The organism is Pedobacter foliorum, from assembly GCF_013266735.1.
GTDB classification, from domain to species: domain Bacteria; phylum Bacteroidota; class Bacteroidia; order Sphingobacteriales; family Sphingobacteriaceae; genus Pedobacter; species Pedobacter foliorum.
This window is the reverse complement of record NZ_JABSNU010000003.1, coordinates 241,042-257,040: the sequence shown is the minus strand read 5'-3', so window position 1 is coordinate 257,040 and position 15,999 is coordinate 241,042. Positions and strand designations below refer to the sequence as shown.

At 37.8% G+C, this 15,999-nt stretch carries 16 protein-coding genes; 6 read left to right on the top strand and 10 right to left on the bottom strand.

Annotated elements, in window-relative coordinates:
- The first annotated feature begins 10 nt into the window (after window positions 1–10).
- Together HQN83_RS07890 and HQN83_RS07885 are read left to right on the top strand one after the other, a co-directional pair.
- Complete coding sequence (locus HQN83_RS07890) at window positions 11–862, top strand: alpha-1,2-fucosyltransferase (RefSeq protein WP_173089798.1); 852 nt, start codon at window positions 11–13, stop codon at window positions 860–862.
- A gap of 33 nt (window positions 863–895) precedes the next feature.
- Window positions 896–1,852, top strand: a complete 957-nt coding sequence (locus tag HQN83_RS07885) for a glycosyltransferase family protein (protein ID WP_173089797.1) — start codon at window positions 896–898, stop codon at window positions 1,850–1,852.
- A 58-nt stretch (window positions 1,853–1,910) separates the two neighbouring features.
- Here HQN83_RS07885 and infB read toward each other — a convergent pair whose 3' ends face one another.
- The 4 genes from infB to HQN83_RS07865 all read right to left on the bottom strand — a co-directional run bounded on the left by infB (window position 1,911) and on the right by HQN83_RS07865 (window position 7,446).
- Window positions 1,911–4,967, bottom strand: coding sequence for a translation initiation factor IF-2 (gene infB / locus HQN83_RS07880; RefSeq protein WP_173089796.1), 3,057 nt, complete (start codon window positions 4,965–4,967; stop codon window positions 1,911–1,913).
- Window positions 4,968–5,050: 83 nt separating this feature from the next.
- The gene (nusA, locus tag HQN83_RS07875; protein WP_108204798.1) at window positions 5,051–6,286 is read right to left on the bottom strand and encodes a transcription termination factor NusA; all 1,236 of its coding nucleotides are present in this window, start codon (window positions 6,284–6,286) and stop codon (window positions 5,051–5,053) included.
- A gap of 2 nt (window positions 6,287–6,288) precedes the next feature.
- Window positions 6,289–6,753 (bottom strand): ribosome assembly cofactor RimP, encoded by a 465-nt coding sequence (gene rimP / locus HQN83_RS07870; RefSeq protein WP_173089795.1) that lies wholly within the window; start codon window positions 6,751–6,753, stop codon window positions 6,289–6,291.
- A gap of 258 nt (window positions 6,754–7,011) precedes the next feature.
- On the bottom strand, window positions 7,012–7,446 hold the full coding sequence (locus HQN83_RS07865) for a hypothetical protein (protein WP_173089794.1): 435 nt from the start codon (window positions 7,444–7,446) through the stop codon (window positions 7,012–7,014).
- A gap of 18 nt (window positions 7,447–7,464) precedes the next feature.
- On the opposite strand from HQN83_RS07865, the gene HQN83_RS07860 reads away from it, so the two are divergent.
- A complete protein-coding gene (locus tag HQN83_RS07860) occupies window positions 7,465–7,812 on the top strand; it encodes a phage holin family protein (RefSeq protein WP_173089793.1) in 348 nt (115 codons plus the stop codon).
- 60 nt (window positions 7,813–7,872) lie between these two features.
- On the opposite strand, the gene HQN83_RS07855 is transcribed toward HQN83_RS07860, so the two are convergent.
- From HQN83_RS07855 to panC, 5 genes are all read right to left on the bottom strand, one after another.
- Window positions 7,873–8,337, bottom strand: coding sequence for a pyrophosphohydrolase domain-containing protein (locus HQN83_RS07855; protein WP_173089792.1), 465 nt, complete (start codon window positions 8,335–8,337; stop codon window positions 7,873–7,875).
- Between the two features lie 64 nt (window positions 8,338–8,401).
- On the bottom strand, window positions 8,402–8,611 hold the full coding sequence (locus tag HQN83_RS07850) for a hypothetical protein (protein ID WP_173089791.1): 210 nt from the start codon (window positions 8,609–8,611) through the stop codon (window positions 8,402–8,404).
- A 61-nt stretch (window positions 8,612–8,672) separates the two neighbouring features.
- The gene (locus HQN83_RS07845; RefSeq protein WP_173089790.1) at window positions 8,673–9,812 is read right to left on the bottom strand and encodes an acyl-CoA dehydrogenase; all 1,140 of its coding nucleotides are present in this window, start codon (window positions 9,810–9,812) and stop codon (window positions 8,673–8,675) included.
- A 98-nt stretch (window positions 9,813–9,910) separates the two neighbouring features.
- Window positions 9,911–10,261: an aspartate 1-decarboxylase gene (panD, locus tag HQN83_RS07840; protein WP_048907888.1), complete on the bottom strand. Its 351-nt coding sequence runs from the start codon at window positions 10,259–10,261 to the stop codon at window positions 9,911–9,913.
- Window positions 10,262–10,305: 44 nt separating this feature from the next.
- Window positions 10,306–11,145 carry a pantoate--beta-alanine ligase gene (gene panC / locus HQN83_RS07835; RefSeq protein WP_173089789.1) on the bottom strand — a complete coding sequence of 280 codons (840 nt, stop codon included), beginning with the start codon at window positions 11,143–11,145 and terminating at the stop codon, window positions 10,306–10,308.
- Window positions 11,146–11,298: 153 nt separating this feature from the next.
- On the opposite strand from panC, the gene HQN83_RS07830 reads away from it, so the two are divergent.
- The 3 genes from HQN83_RS07830 (at window position 11,299) to glmS (ending at window position 15,499) form a co-directional block, all read left to right on the top strand.
- Window positions 11,299–12,123: a glycogen/starch synthase gene (locus HQN83_RS07830; RefSeq protein WP_246254368.1), complete on the top strand. Its 825-nt coding sequence runs from the start codon at window positions 11,299–11,301 to the stop codon at window positions 12,121–12,123.
- Between the two features lie 18 nt (window positions 12,124–12,141).
- Window positions 12,142–13,578 (top strand): DUF4270 family protein, encoded by a 1,437-nt coding sequence (locus HQN83_RS07825; protein ID WP_173089787.1) that lies wholly within the window; start codon window positions 12,142–12,144, stop codon window positions 13,576–13,578.
- 82 nt (window positions 13,579–13,660) lie between these two features.
- Complete coding sequence (gene glmS / locus HQN83_RS07820; protein WP_173089786.1) at window positions 13,661–15,499, top strand: glutamine--fructose-6-phosphate transaminase (isomerizing); 1,839 nt, start codon at window positions 13,661–13,663, stop codon at window positions 15,497–15,499.
- 65 nt (window positions 15,500–15,564) lie between these two features.
- Here glmS and HQN83_RS07815 read toward each other — a convergent pair whose 3' ends face one another.
- Entirely contained in the window at window positions 15,565–15,993 is a 429-nt protein-coding gene (locus HQN83_RS07815; protein ID WP_173089785.1) for a single-stranded DNA-binding protein, read from the bottom strand.
- Between the last annotated feature and the right edge of the window lie 6 nt (window positions 15,994–15,999).

The window sequence follows — 15,999 nt, the reverse complement described above, 5'->3', positions numbered from 1 at the left end:
AAACAATTCAATGAAAGTTATCAGATTTCTAGGTGGTTTAGGCAATCAAATGTTTCAATATAGCTTGTATAAGTCCTTGCAGAATAAATTCCCAAATGTTAAGGCAGATTTACAAGGGTATAATGACTACCCACTACATAATGGGTTTGAATTGGAGAATATCTTTGGTGTAAAAATAAACAAAGTCTCTTCGTTTACGAGTAACTTATATTACAATAAAAAATGGGTTTATAGAAAACTTAGGCGAATACTTGGTCTCAAGAATACTTATACAGAAGAAAAAACACTCTTTTCTTTCGACGAATCGATTCTGAAGAACCCAAAAACAGGATACTATTGGGGCTACTGGCAAAATCTTGAATATTTTGAGAATATTGCCGATGAGATAAGAAGCGATTTCAAATTTACAGCCCCTCTTTCTACGGAAAACCAACAGATTTTAGATCAGATTAAACTTAAGAATAGCGTTTCCATTCACATCAGAAGAGGAGATTACCTTATAGACCCACTTCTTGGTGGATTATGTGGCCTCGAGTATTATAAACAGGCACTTAACTTCATCCAATCCAATATAACCTCTCCTGATTTCTTTATTTTCTCTGATGACATCCTTTGGTGTACAGAAAATCTAAAGCTAGATAACTGTACCTTTATCTCTTGGAATAAAGGATTGTCTAGCTACATTGATATGCAATTAATGAGCGCCTGCAAGCATAACATCATTGCCAACAGCAGCTTTAGCTGGTGGGCAGCCTGGCTTAATCCAAACCCTAATAAGATTGTTGTCGGCCCTAAAAAGTGGGTAAATCATACTGATCCGGATGTCCGTATGTCATTTCCGAAAAACTGGATCAGCTTGTAGTTGTTCTTCTCAAAATATTAACCTAATACATTAATGAAAAAAGTTGCCTATATCTATCAAACAAATAACAAATGGAGTTACGCAGCTAAAACTGTGGCCAATGGGTTTAAAAATGCTTTTATAGATCGTGGTGATACCTTTAGATTTTTTGACATAAGTAAGCTCGAAAATTCTTTTTGGCCAGCAGAAAAGCTCAAACTCCTCGCTTTTAGCCCTGATATTATATTCACTTCAGTAGACAATATTCCTTATCTACCTTTAAATAGGCTTAAATCTACAGCTCTTGTTCTTTGGGGGTCTTTCTATTCACCTTGTGATTACGAACCACAAATTGATACAATACTTAAAAAGACCAAACAGACCTTAAATAAATACAGCTCAAAACACAATATATTGATTTGGTCTCAGCATGACGAGCTGATTAATGAAAGGTTTTTTTCAGGCTATCAAAAAGAATTGGGCCTAAAATTTATTCAGGTGCTCCATTGTGCAGATAAAACAAAGTACACAAAACCGCTAATAGCCCCTGAGTTCGACTTTTTATGGGTCGGAAATGTTGGTCACCGCATCACAACATACAAGTCTTTTATAGAGCCTTTAAAAAGAGAATTCAGCAACTATCTGGAATATACAGAACATAACATGATTAATCCTGAAACAATTGAAACCAAGCAATTGTACAGCCGTTCATTTATCACCCCAAATGTTCATACAGAAGCCCAAATTAAAAACAAAATATTACTTAACGAACGTGTTTTTACCTCAACTATGCTTGGTGGGTTTCAAATCTGCGACAACTTGCTAGCCAGGAAATATTTTAATGAACATGAATTGGTAATTGCTACTAAAAGCAGCGATTTTATAGAAAAAACAAACCACTATATTTCTCATCCGAATGAGCGAATCGAAATGATCGAAAAAATGCAGCTAAGTATTCTAAAAAACCACACTTATTTTAATAGGATTGACGACATATTAGCCGCTTTATAAAACATAAAAAAAGGCGCTTTAAAAAATTTTAAAGCGCCTTTTATATATTATCAAGTTTTTACAACTTCCTTTTAACTTCTACTTGTTCGTAAGCTTCAACAATGTCACCTACTTCAATATTGTTAAAGTTATGGATATTCAATCCGCACTCGTAACCTCTCGATACTTCTTTCACATCATCTTTATAACGTTTCAATGAAGCTAGTTCTCCAGTGTAAATTACTACACCATCTCTAACGATACGGATCTTACTGTTACGTGTAATTGTACCATCCAATACCATACATCCGGCGATTGTACCCACCTTAGTGATTTTAAAGGTATCTCTGATCTCCACGTTAGCGGTGATTTTCTCTTCAAATTCTGGAGCCAACATACCTTCCATCGCCGCTTTGATCTCGTTGATCGCATCGTAGATGATAGAATATAAGCGGATATCTATCTGCTCAGCTTCGGCCAATTTACGCGCTCCTGGCGAAGGACGTACCTGGAAACCGATGATGATCGCATCAGAAGCAGAAGCTAACAATACATCAGATTCAGAAATCTGACCTACCGCTTTACCAATAATATTGATTTGAATCTCTGGAGTAGACAATTTCAATAATGAGTCAGATAATGCCTCGATTGAACCATCCACATCACCTTTAACGATCAAATTAAGCTCTTTAAAGTTACCGATTGCCAAACGACGACCGATCTCATCAAGAGTAATGTGTTTCTGAGTACGAAGACCCTGCTCACGCATTAATTGTAAACGTTTGTTTGCAATCTCTCTTGCTTCAACTTCACTTTCAAGTGCATTAAATCGATCACCTGCTGTAGGTGCACCTTGCATACCCAATACCTGTACTGGTACTGATGGGCCTGCTTTATCTACTTTCTGTCCACGTTCATTAAATAACGCTTTAACTTTTCCACTGTAGCTACCTGCTAAAATAGGATCACCTATTTTCAACGTACCTGCTTGTACAAGAACTGTAGTAACAATACCACGACCTTTATCTAGTGTAGCTTCAATTACGCTACCTGTAGCACGTTTGTTAGGGTTGGCTTTAAGATCAAGCATTTCTGCTTCTAATAATACCTTTTCTAATAACAAGTCTACGTTTAATCCACTTTTACCTGAGATCTCCTGCGACTGGAAAGTACCTCCCCAATCCTCTACCAGGATATTCATTGTTGATAATTGCTCGCGTATTTTTTCTGAGTTAGCACCCGGCTTGTCAATTTTTGTAAAGGCAAACACCAATGGTACACCAGCAGCCTGCGCATGGTTGATAGCCTCTTTTGTTTGAGGCATCACTGCATCATCCGCCGCTACAACAATAATTGCAATATCTGCTACCTTAGCACCACGAGCACGCATCGCTGTAAAGGCTTCGTGACCCGGTGTATCTAAGAAAGTAACTTGTTTACCAGTTGGCGTAGTTACCATGTAAGCACCAATGTGTTGGGTAATACCACCCGCCTCACCGGCAACCACATTCGCTTTACGAATATAATCCAGTAGTGATGTTTTACCGTGATCCACGTGTCCCATAATGGTAACAACAGGAGCTCTTGGTAATAAATCTTCTTCCGAATCTTCTTCTTCGATAACAATATCGCTTTCATCATCCGGTTTAACGAATTGAATTTCGTAACCAAACTCATCAGCAACAATTGTTAAGGTTTCAGCATCTAAACGTTGGTTTATCGATACAAACATTCCCAAACTCATACAAGTTGCGATAATCTTTGTAACCGGCTCATCCATCATTGTAGCCAATTCATTTGCCGTAACAAACTCAGTAACCTTTAATACTCTAGATTGCAATTCTTGTTCCATTGCAGCCTCATCAGCTGAAAGGGCAACATCATCACGTTTTTGACGACGCAATTTAGCACGCTGAGCAAATTTACCAGATTTACCAGCTCCACTTAAACGAGCAAGTGTTGCTTTAATCTGATCTTGTATTTCTTTTTCCGTAGGTTCTTCTTTCGGACCGCTATGACCAGGACCTCCTGGTTTACTGTTCCTAAAGTTAGGCCTGTTGGCTGTATTATTAGTGTTATTTCTAAAATCCGGTCTATTGCTAAACGTAGGAGCAGGTTTTGGCTGCCCTGGTTGTCCAGGCTGTGCACCTTGCTGATTACCAGCTGCAGGTTGTTGGCCATGACCACCTTGTCCCGGATGTCCTCCTGGAGTTTTCTTACGTTTACGTTTTCTCTTCGCATCTGCGCTATCTGCAGAAGATGCTACTGGCTGAGACTTACGATCAGGTGTAGTTGGTAAAACAATTTTACCAATAATATTAGGTCCAGAAAGTTTTACAGAACGAGCTTTAATTACTTCTGTTTCTTCAGGTTTTTCAACCTTAGGAGCTACAGGAGGAGTTGCAGGCACTACTTTAGGTGCCACAGGCTCTGGAGCTTTCACTACAACAGGCTGTTCTACAACTTTAGGCTGCTCAACCACTACCGGTTTAACTTCTTCTACTGGTTTTACAACTTCAGCTTTAACCTCTTCAACCGGTTTTTCAACTTTCTCTACAGGTTTTTCTTCCTTCACAACTTCCTTAGGAGCTTCTACAACTACCGGAGCTTTAGGCTCTGGTGCCGGAGTAGGCGCTGGGGCAGCTGCTGGAGCTTCTTCAGTTTTAACCGGGCGTGTTTTAGAATTTAAATCATCAAGATTTATTTTTCCAACTATTTTAACACCTGGTAAAGAGCTTTCTTCTACCTTTTCTACCGGAGTTTCCGGAGCAGCCGGTTTAACCGGAGCTTCTTCCTTAGGCTTCTCAGCTGGAGGAGTATACGAATGAAGATTCTTAATTAAAACGCCTTCGTTTTCGAATTCAACATTTTTTCTAGGAGCCTCAGCAACTTTCTCAGTTACTTCTGGTTCATCACGACGAATTTTACCAATAACAATTTGATTGGCTTCTTCTTTAACGATTTTATCGCCCTGAAACTCTTTTAACAGCGCATTATACATGTCGCGAGAGAGCTTAGTAGTGGGTTTATTCTCAACAGAAAAGCCTTTCTTTTCCAGGAACTCAACGGCCGTAGCTATCCCTACGTTAAGTTCCTTAACTGCTTTAAATAAAATTATTGGTTTGTCGTCTGACATTGATATCCTATTTTTTCTTTAATTCTTATACAAAAGTAACGTTTATTCTTATTTATTTCATCTGTAAGTCATGAGTTTTTGTATTATTCAAATTCTGATTTTAAAATACTCATCACTTCCTTGATGGTTTCTTCCTCCAAATCGGTACGTTTAACCAATTCATCAACAGAAAGTGCTAACACACTTTTAGCAGTATCACATCCAATGGCTTTCAGCTCATCGATGATCCAGCTATCAATCTCATCCGAGAATTCTTCTATATCCACATCCTCATCTTCTTCACCAGCTTCACGGTAAACATCAATCTCATAGCCGGTTAACTTACCTGCAAGTTTAATGTTATGACCACCGCGACCAATTGCAAGTGATACCTGATCAGGCTTCAAATAAACAGAAGCATGTTTTGTTTCATCATCTAATTTAATAGATGTGATTTTAGCAGGGCTTAATGCTCTGGTGATATATAATGAAATGTTGTTTGTAAAGTTAATTACGTCAATATTTTCATTTTTAAGCTCTCTTACAATACCATGTATACGAGAACCTTTCATACCAACACAAGCTCCTACCGGGTCAATTCTATCATCGTAAGATTCTACAGCAACTTTAGCTCTCTCTCCTGGCTCACGAACAATTTTCTTAATGGTAATTAAACCATCGAAAATCTCTGGAACCTCGATTTCGAATAAGCGTTGTAAAAACTCAGGTGCAATTCTAGAGATGATAATTTTTGGAGTACTATTTACCATATCCACTTTAAGGATTACGGCACGTACAGTATCACCTTTTTTGAAATAATCAGCAGGGATCTGTTCAGTTTTAGGCATCATTAATTCGTTGCCTTCATCATCAAGAACCAAAGTTTCTTTTTTCCAAACCTGATAAACCTCTCCAGTTACAATCTCACCAACTCTGTCTTTATATTTTTTAAAGATTTCGTCTTTTTCAAGTTCTAATACTTTCGAAACAAGAGTTTGGCGGGCAGCTAAAATAGCTCTTCTTCCAAAACTCTCTAAAGTGATCTGCTCAATGTAATCGTCACCAACTTCCATATCCGGATCCAACTGTTTAACCTCAGCAAGTTCAATTTCTAAATCGTCGTCCTCAGAAAAGCCATCTTCCATCACTTTTCTAGTACGCCAGATCTCTAAATCTCCGTTATCCGGGTTAACAATTACGTCACAATTCTCATCAGTACCATATTTTTTGCGCAACATACTGCGAAATACCTCTTCCAGCACACTAATTACTGTAGGGCGGTCGATGTTCTTGAACTCCTTGAACTCCTGAAATGAATCGATTAAATTAATATTGCTCATTTTTATTTAAATGAAATTAAAACCTTTGTTTCTGTTATACTACTAAAGTCGATTCCGGTTTCTACCAGTATCGCCTTTTTTCCTTTTTCTTTCACTTTTGCCTCTATAGTGATGCCATTATCATCTACAGAAAGCAATTTACCTTCTTTCACATCGCCACCAGTAAGCTTTACACTTAACTCGCGACCAATGTTTTTATCATATTGTCTTTTCAGTCTCAATGGCTCACCAACACCGGGAGATGAAACTTCTAAGTTATAAGCTTTATCAATGGTGTTTTCTTCTTCCAAATGAAAACCAACATGTCTGCTAATGGCTGCGCAATCCTGTATAGTGATTCCTTCATCGCCGTCAACATGGATAATCAGTTTATTATTTGGCAGCATTTTCACCTCAACAAGAAACAGTTCCGGTCTGTCCGAAATTTTTTCTTCTACTAATTCTGTTACTCTTTTTTCTATCTGCATAACCAATTCACCAATAATAGAAAAGAGGGGACTTCTGCCCCCTCTTACCTCTATTACCGTGCAAATGTAAGAAATATTTTTGCAAATTAAAAATGCTATAACACAATCACTTCTAAAGTGATATAGATCTACTTTCTTCGCGCCTGCTTCGGAGCTACTGCGAGCTTTGTTCGGAGAAAGGCACCTGTTCTCCGAACAAAGCTCGCAGAAAGTACGTCTATGGTACGAATCAGCCAATAAACTGTTACGATTGAATTCTTATCTGGTTAATACCCTCTGTGTGGGTTTTACTCCGTAACTCAATTCGCCTTTCATAATATCTTCAGCATTACCAAAACGCGCGTTTAAATACGTTATCACTAAGTAATCGCGGTTCTTTACAAATGGCTTTTCGGGAACAAATACTACTTCATTGCCCTTAACGCTTATATTTCCATCAATGGGCATCTCCTTTATAGCAGTGTCTTTTTCAGATGGCGTTTGCAAAACTGAGATCAGATTATGAAAAACCGAGTCGGCCGCGGGAGCATTTTTTAGCTGTAAAAGGCCTACCTCGTTTATATTGCCAAATACAATGGAAGAACTATCAACAGAGAAACCTATTAAAAGTGGCTTACTATTTGTAGATGTACATGCAAAAACAGAGGAAATGGCACAAAATGCCAGGAACACTTTAACAAAATACTTAAGCATAACACTAAATTACGCATTATGAAACTAATTGTAGAAATTTTATTGATGGGCCTTGCGGTATTTCTGGGCGCCAAAATTGTACCCGGAGTACAGGTAGACGGCTATGGATCTGCAATTATTGCAGCTGTACTAATTGCCTTGGCGAATTCAACAATTGGCCTTATCCTAAGGGTATTTACATTTCCGATCAACTTCCTTACACTAGGATTAATGTCATTCATCATCAGTGTTTTAATGATAATGCTAGTTGATTATTTAATGGCTGGATTTAATACTACCGGATTTTGGGCTGCCGCTTTGTTGGCAATAGCAATCGCTATAATTAAGGCGGTATTCGGAGCTATCGCCGGTTCTGATAAAGATTAGGGTTAAAAAGCATCCTGTTAAAAACGAGAACGTTTTAACAGGATGCTTCTTTTAATTTACCTAAAGAATACTCACAAGATCTGCTGGCGAATAATTTATAGATTTTAATGTTTTATCATCCTTAGTTCTATAAACTAAAAACAAAGAATCCTCCTCTTTGAAATACGAATCACTATCGTCCTTAGCTTTATAATGAGCTATCGTTTGGTTTGCCTCTTCTTCTGATTTACATGCTTTGCTCATATTTGAACGATGTACTTCATCAAATAGGTCTTTAAATTTATCCGCAAGTCCGAATTCTAAAATAGCTCCGGCCAAAACGTATTGAATATCACATAAAGCATCAGCTACCTCAACCAAATTATTGTCTTCAATTGCTTGCTGTAGCTCTTTTACTTCCTCAACAAGTAATGAAACTCTTAAGTCACTTCTTTGTTTTGATGGAATAATTGGCGATTTCTCTATAGGGTGCTTAAATGTTTTGTGAAATTCGGCTACCTGATTCAATGAATTTGACTCTTTCATGCTTTAATTTGATTTATTAATTCTTCTATTTTTTACTGCTTTATTACCCAATTCAAGGCGCTACTTAGTTACCTTTTTCTTTTACATGATCGGCCAGTTCATATCCACCTTGCTCACTTTTATCTTCTAAAAACAGCAATACTATTAATGAAATGATAGGAATAAGAAATGAGATAAAAAACCAGAACCAAAACTTCCTGCCCATGCTTTTTGCAAGTATTCCTGCAACAAGCTGAGGTATCAGCATAACACATAAAAGAAGTATTTCGGGCATAATTCTTTGTTTTTACAAGCCATAATAGACTTATAAAAACAAAGATAGTAAATACGATTATTTAACGAATAATCTCTCGGGAGATTACCATTTTTTGAATTTCAGATGTTCCTTCGTATATCTGGGTAATCTTGGCATCTCGCATCAATCGTTCAACATGGTATTCTTTTACAAATCCATAACCACCATGTATTTGAACAGCCTCAACCGTTACATCCATAGCTACTTTTGATGCATAAAGTTTGGCCATTGACCCCGCCAAAGTATAAGATTGCCCTTGATCTTTTAACCACGCTGCTTTATAAACCAGCATCCGTGCTGCTTCAATACTAGTTGCCATGTCGGCCAGTTTAAAGGCGATAGCCTGATGTTCTGAAATAGGCTTACCAAATGACTTGCGCTGTTTAGCATAACTTAATGCCAATTCATATGCCCCTGCAGCAATGCCGAGTGCTTGTGCAGCAATACCAATTCGTCCACCTTCAAGAGTTTTCATTGCAAACTTAAACCCGAATCCGTCTTCACCAATTCTGTTCTCTTTTGGCACTTTAACATCGTTGAACATTAAAGAATGGGTATCTGATCCGCGGATTCCTAGTTTATTCTCTTTAGGGCCAACAGTAAAACCTTCCGTGCCTTTCTCAACAATAAACGCATTTATACCTTTATGTTTTAATGCCTTATTGGTTTGTGCAATCACAAGATATGTTGAGGCAGTGCTGCCATTGGTTATCCAATTCTTAGTGCCATTTAACAGGTAATAATCACCCTTATCTTCGGCAGTTGTTTGTTGCGATGTTGCATCAGAACCAGCTTCAGGTTCCGACAAACAAAAGGCTCCAATCTTTTCGCCGGATGCCAAAGGCTTTAAATATTTTTCTTTTTGAAACTCAGAGCCGAATGCCTCCAAGCCATAACACACCAACGAGTTGTTTACAGAAACAACTACAGAAGCGGATGCGTCTACTTTAGACAACTCTTCCATTACCAGTACATACGAAAGCGCATCCATACCGCTACCGCTATACTTTTCTGAAACCATCATCCCTAAAAAGCCTAGCTCACCAAGCTTTTTTACTTGTTCTGCAGGAAACTTCTGGTGTTCATCTCTTTCAATAACTCCAGGCTTAAGTTCATTTTGTGCAAAATCCCTCGCAGCCTGTTGAATCATCAATTGTTCTTCACTTAGTTGAAATAGCATAATTATATATAATAAAAAAATACCTACCGCCAAATTTAGTATTTCTCAACCAAATTACTATGGTAGCATAGTATTATTTTTTATAATGTAATTACAGCCTATTTCAGCAAATGATTATTATCATCAGGAAAAACCAATATAGGATGGTATTTTTTTGCTTCTTCTATTGGTAAAGATCCGTAAGACATGATGATAAGTATATCACCTACCTGAACTTTACGGGCTGTAGCTCCATTTAAACAAACGGTTCCTGTTCCTCTTTCACCTTTTATTACATAGGTTTCAAAACGCTCGCCGTTATTGTTATTTACGATCTGCACTTTCTCGTTTGCAATAATTTGGGCCGCATCCATTAGATCTTCATCAATGGTAATGCTACCAACATAATTCAGTTCTGCCTGTGTTACTTTAACACGGTGGATCTTCGATTTTAATATCTCGATAATCATAACGCAAAGTTAGATAAAGTTTGTGAATGAATGTTTCCCGTTTTTCAGCTAAGTATCATATTATCGATAAGCCTTGTTTGGCCAACTTTTGCCGCTACAAGTGCTATAATATTCTGGTCTTTTTTATCTGTTTCCGGAAGTAATGTTTTACCATCAGCAATGGTAAAATAATCAAGCTCAACCCCAGGTGTTTCTTCAATTAGCTCTTTAGCCTTTTGTAATAGCTCTGGTATACTTTTGCTCTTGAAATTTTCGTGTACATAATTAAGGGCACGACTTAAAACTAACGCGTTTTCTCTATCGGTAGTATTAAGATGGATATTTCTTGAACTCATAGCTAGTCCGTCATCTTCTCTAATGATTGGGCAGGAGATAATTTGAACCGGAAGTTTAAAATAGGCTACCATGTTCTGAATCATGAGTACCTGTTGATAGTCCTTTTGTCCAAAAAATGCAATATCAGGCTCCACAGCATCGAACAGCTTTTTTACGATTTGAGTAACCCCTTGATAGTGCCCTTTTCTAAATTCGCCTTCTAAAAGAAATTCTGCAGGACCAAGATCAATATGCCATGTCTCCTCGGTTGGATACATTTCCTTTACCGAAGGCATAAATACTACATCGCATCCAGCTTCTTTTAGCATAGCCATATCATGCTCTAAAGGGCGCGGATACTTCTCTAAATCTTTAGGATCTGTAAATTGAGTGGGGTTAACAAAAATGCTGCATACCACTATATCAGCCTGCTGTTGAGCCATCTTTATTAACGACACATGGCCTTTATGCAGCGCACCCATAGTTGGCACTAAAGCAATTTTCTGCTGAGCCAATTTAATTGGACCAAGCAACGACTTTAACGCCGCGATAGTATTTAGAACTTCCAAACCAGCTTATAAAATTTCAGGGGGCAAAGTTGGTTATTTATCCATTCCCAACAAAACATCTTGCGTATTATATTGATAAATGTTATTATTTTGCTTACCTTTGCCCCTTGATAATCTTTTCTTTAACATAAATTTTTATTTACGAATATGGAGATGGCAAAAACGAAGCTACTGATTGTTACACACGAGATGTCGCCTTTCCTTGAACTCACAAAGATTTCAGAAATTACCCGTCAGTTACCTCAGGCAATGCAGGATAAAGGTTTTGAAATCCGTATTTTAATGCCAAGGTTTGGGAACATTAATGAAAGAAGGAACAGATTACACGAGGTTATCCGTCTCTCAGGTATGAACATCATTATTGATGACAATGACAACCCATTGATCATTAAGGTGGCCTCAATTCCGGCAGCGAGAATGCAGGTTTATTTCTTGGATAATGAAGATTATTTCCAACGCAAGTATGTATTTAGAGATAAAGAGGACAAGTTCTATGCTGATAATGACGAGAGAACTATTTTCTTCTGTAAAGGTGCACTTGAAACTGTTAAAAAATTAGGTTGGTCTCCAGATATCGTTCATTGCCATGGCTGGATGACTTCTTTAGTACCTGCATACATTAAAACTACTTATAAAAACGATCCTACTTTTAAAAATTCAAAAGTGGTGTATTCAATTTATGAGGACTGTTTCTCTGAAACAATGAACACTGATTTGTATAAAAAAGCAGTTATGAACTCTATGACTGTTGAAGATACCAAAGCATTTGAAAAAGCTGATTGTAGCGCTTTGCATATTGGAGCCATAACTTACTCTGATGCAGTAGTGTTAGCTGATGAGAAAATAAATGCTGATGTGTTAAAATTTGTTAAAGATTCTAATAAGCCAACTTTAGCTTTTAATTTAACCGAAAATTTCGAGAATTTCTATTCATTGTATGAAGAGATTTCTGACGAAGAATTGGTTTCACTAGCATAAACTCAGGTATTTTAAAATATGAAATTTATAAAACAAGACTTATTGACCCTGTTAATAGGTCTTTTTCTTTTTGCATCTTGTAAAGATGCCAATACTATCGGTCTTACACCTGAAGGCGACTCTCCTATTAAAGGTGTTTTAGATAATACCGTGCTTGTTGAATCTAAAACTGTTCTTGATTCTCCAACTGCTTCAATTGGACTGGTTAGACATCCCCTAGGAAACATAACTGGCGATCCTATTTTTGGAAAAACTGAGGCCAGCCTTTCGATGACAGTATCACTTCCTTCTAACAGCTACAGCTTTGGTGGAATTCCTGCAGTGGATTCGGCAATACTTGTTTTGCCTTACTCTACTCAATTTTACGGCGATACAACAACTACTGAATATACTTTTACCGTTAAACAACTTAAGGATGATCTTTCTGCACAAAAGGTCTTTTTAAGTAATAAAGTTTGGCCTGTAGAAGCTGATGCGGCTCCTGCTTTTACCACAAAGCTGAAACCAAAAACTCCTTTAAAAATTACTGATATAGTGAACGGGAAACCGGATACACTTAAAGTTGTTGTCCCTCAATTAAGAATAAAACTTAGCAATGCATTTATTCAGTCTAAAATTGTAAACTTAGACTCGGCATTGAGATCTACCAATCTTAAGTTTGCTGCTCAATTTAAAGGCTTACAGGTAACTGCTAAAGCAAACGGACCTGGTGGTGTAATGTTTGTTAATTTTGGTGGTACTGATTCTAAAATTGAGATCTACTACAAAAAACAAGTTGGCACAAGCGTTATTGAAAAAGATACTGTAGCGGTTAATTTCCCAATCTCATCAGGCTCAGGCCCAATTGCAGCATACGTTAAACATGATTATGATGGCACTGTGGTTAAAGAACAACTAGATGTTCCAAGCCCTGCAACCCCTTATAAGGTTACTTACCTGCAAGCACTTTCTGGAGTAAGAAATAAAATTGCTTTCCCTGATCTAAAAGCTTTTGTAGAAAAAGTAAAGGCTGGTAATCCAAATGCTCGTGTGGTTATTAACAGAGCTGAATTGGTTGTTAATATTAGCAATGGAACTGATGTATCTCCATGGAATCCGGCACAAAGATTGTCACTTTACAGACTTGACATAGCCGGACAAAGAGTGAATTTAATAGATAACATTGCTCCTACTCAAGCCAGCAACAATCCATCTTATGCTGGATCAGAAGCTGCATTTGGTGGCTTTTACGACACTGTAAATAAAAGATACATATTCACTGTAACGGCTTATCTACAATCTTTGATTGATGAGAAGACTAAAGATTACGGCACTTATCTTTCGCCAAGTTCACTTACAGAATACAATATTTTCCCTTCATTAACCTCTGGAGCACGCTCAATCATTAACACGGCGACTCCCGGAACGAATGAAAAAGGCCTTAAGTTAAACATCTACTATACCAGAGTTGATTAACTAAATTAATTTAACACACTATTGCGTTTATATCCTCCGAGATCATTAATTTCGGAGGATACTTTTTTTAAACCCATTTAGTATGTGCGGAATAGTTGGTTATATCGGTCACAGAGAAGCTTGGCCAATCGTTATTAAAGGATTAAAAAGATTAGAATACCGTGGGTACGACAGTGCCGGTATTGCACTTATTTCTGACACGAAATTAAACATCTACAAGAAGGCGGGCAAGGTAACGGAATTAGAAAATTTTGCCGCAGGTAAAGACCTTTCCGGAACTATCGGCATCGGCCACACCAGATGGGCAACCCATGGCGCTCCATCAGATAGAAATTCCCATCCACATACTTCTAATAATGGCAAGCTTACCATAATCCACAATGGAATTATCGAAAACTATGCTACGCTTAAAGAAGAGCTAAAAACAAGAGGACACGAGTTTAAAAGTGATACCGACACTGAAGTTTTAGTTCACTTAATTGAAGAGATTTATAAAAATGAAAAGGTAGATCTGCTTGAAGCAGTTCGATTAGCCTTGCGCGAGGTTAATGGGGCTTATGCCATTGTTCTAATGGACGAAGAACATCCTGACCAATTAATAGCGGCAAGAAAAGGTAGTCCAATGGTAATAGGTGTTGGAGACGGAGAGTATTTTATCGCCTCGGATGCCACCCCCATCGTTGAATACACTAAAAACGTAATCTATTTAAACGACAACGAAATTGCTTTTATCAAACGCGATGAGCTATTGATTAAACGATTGGATAATGTTGTTCAAACCCCTTACGTGCAAGCGCTAGAGCTTAAACTCGAAATGCTTGAAAAAGGTGGCTATGAACATTTCATGCTAAAAGAAATCTTTGAGCAATCGCGCTCCATAAGGGATTGTATGCGTGGGCGCATTTACCCAAATGAAGGTAAAGTACAATTAGGAGGAATAAAAGAATACGCCGACAAGCTAAAAAATATTGATCGCATTATCATTGTTGCTTGTGGCACTTCCTGGCATGCAGGCTTAGTAGGAGAATATCTAATTGAGGAATATGCACGAATTCCTGTAGAAGTTGAATATGCCTCAGAGTTTAGGTACAGAAATCCTATAATTACTGAAAAAGATATTGTAATTGCTATTTCTCAATCGGGCGAAACCGCCGATACAATGGCGGCTATTGAAATGGCAAAAGAAAAAGGAGCTACCATTTTTGGTGTATGTAATGTTGTTGGCGCTTCTATACCAAGGCTTACTGATGCAGGCGTTTATACACATGCAGGCCCTGAAATTGGAGTTGCATCCACCAAAGCCTTCACCGCTCAGGTTACGGTACTTACTTTGATGGCCTTTTACATGGCCCAGCAAAAAGGCACCATCGCTAATTCCAAATTAATTGAATTACTTACTGAGTTAGATTGTATTCCGGAAAAAATTCAAATTGCACTTGAATCCAATGAACTCATAAAGGAAATTGCCCAGAAATTTAAAGATTCAAGAAATTGCTTATTCCTTGGTAGAGGAAGTGGCTTTCCTGTGGCGCTAGAAGGAGCTTTAAAGCTCAAGGAGATCTCTTATATACATGCAGAGGGTTATCCGGCCGCTGAGATGAAACACGGGCCCATTGCCTTAATTGACGAAGAAATGCCTGTAGTTGTTATTGCTACTAAAAACTCCTCTTACGAGAAGGTAATTAGTAATATTCAGGAAGTAAAGGCTAGAAAGGGAATTGTTTTGGCAATTGTTACCGAAGGGGATGTTGAAGTAAGAAAGATGGTTGACTATTGCATAGAGATTCCTGATGCCAGCGAAGCATTTTTACCATTGCTGGCTACAATCCCCCTTCAATTACTATCTTACCATATAGCAGTTTTGAGAGGTTGCAATGTTGATCAGCCAAGGAACCTGGCCAAATCAGTTACTGTAGAATAAACGAGAGCATCTGAGATAAAAATGGCTGCCTTATTAAGTTGAGGCAGCCATTTTTTATATCCGGTTTAGAAAGGTAGATCTCCTGAAGCGTCAGTAGGATCTATATAATCCGTTTCGCTTTTTGGTGTACTATTTTCTCCCGTGGCAGGTGTTTGTTCAAAATCACTTTTTCTGCCCAGAATAGTAAAATTCTCTGCAACCACCTCGGTAACATACTTTTTTACTCTCTCTTTGTCTTCGAATGAACGGGTACGAAGCTTACCTTCAATGTAAACAAGCTTACCCTTTTGCAAATACTTTGAGGCTACTTCTGCTAAACCTCTCCACAAAACAATGTTATGCCATTCTGTTTGCTCTATTCGTTTGCCATCTTTGTTATACGTTTCTGATGTTGCCAATGGGAAACTAGCTACTGTTACACCACCATCTAAATGTCTGACTTCAGGATCTTTTCCTAAATGTCCTACTAAAATAACTTTGTTAATACCTGACATGAATTC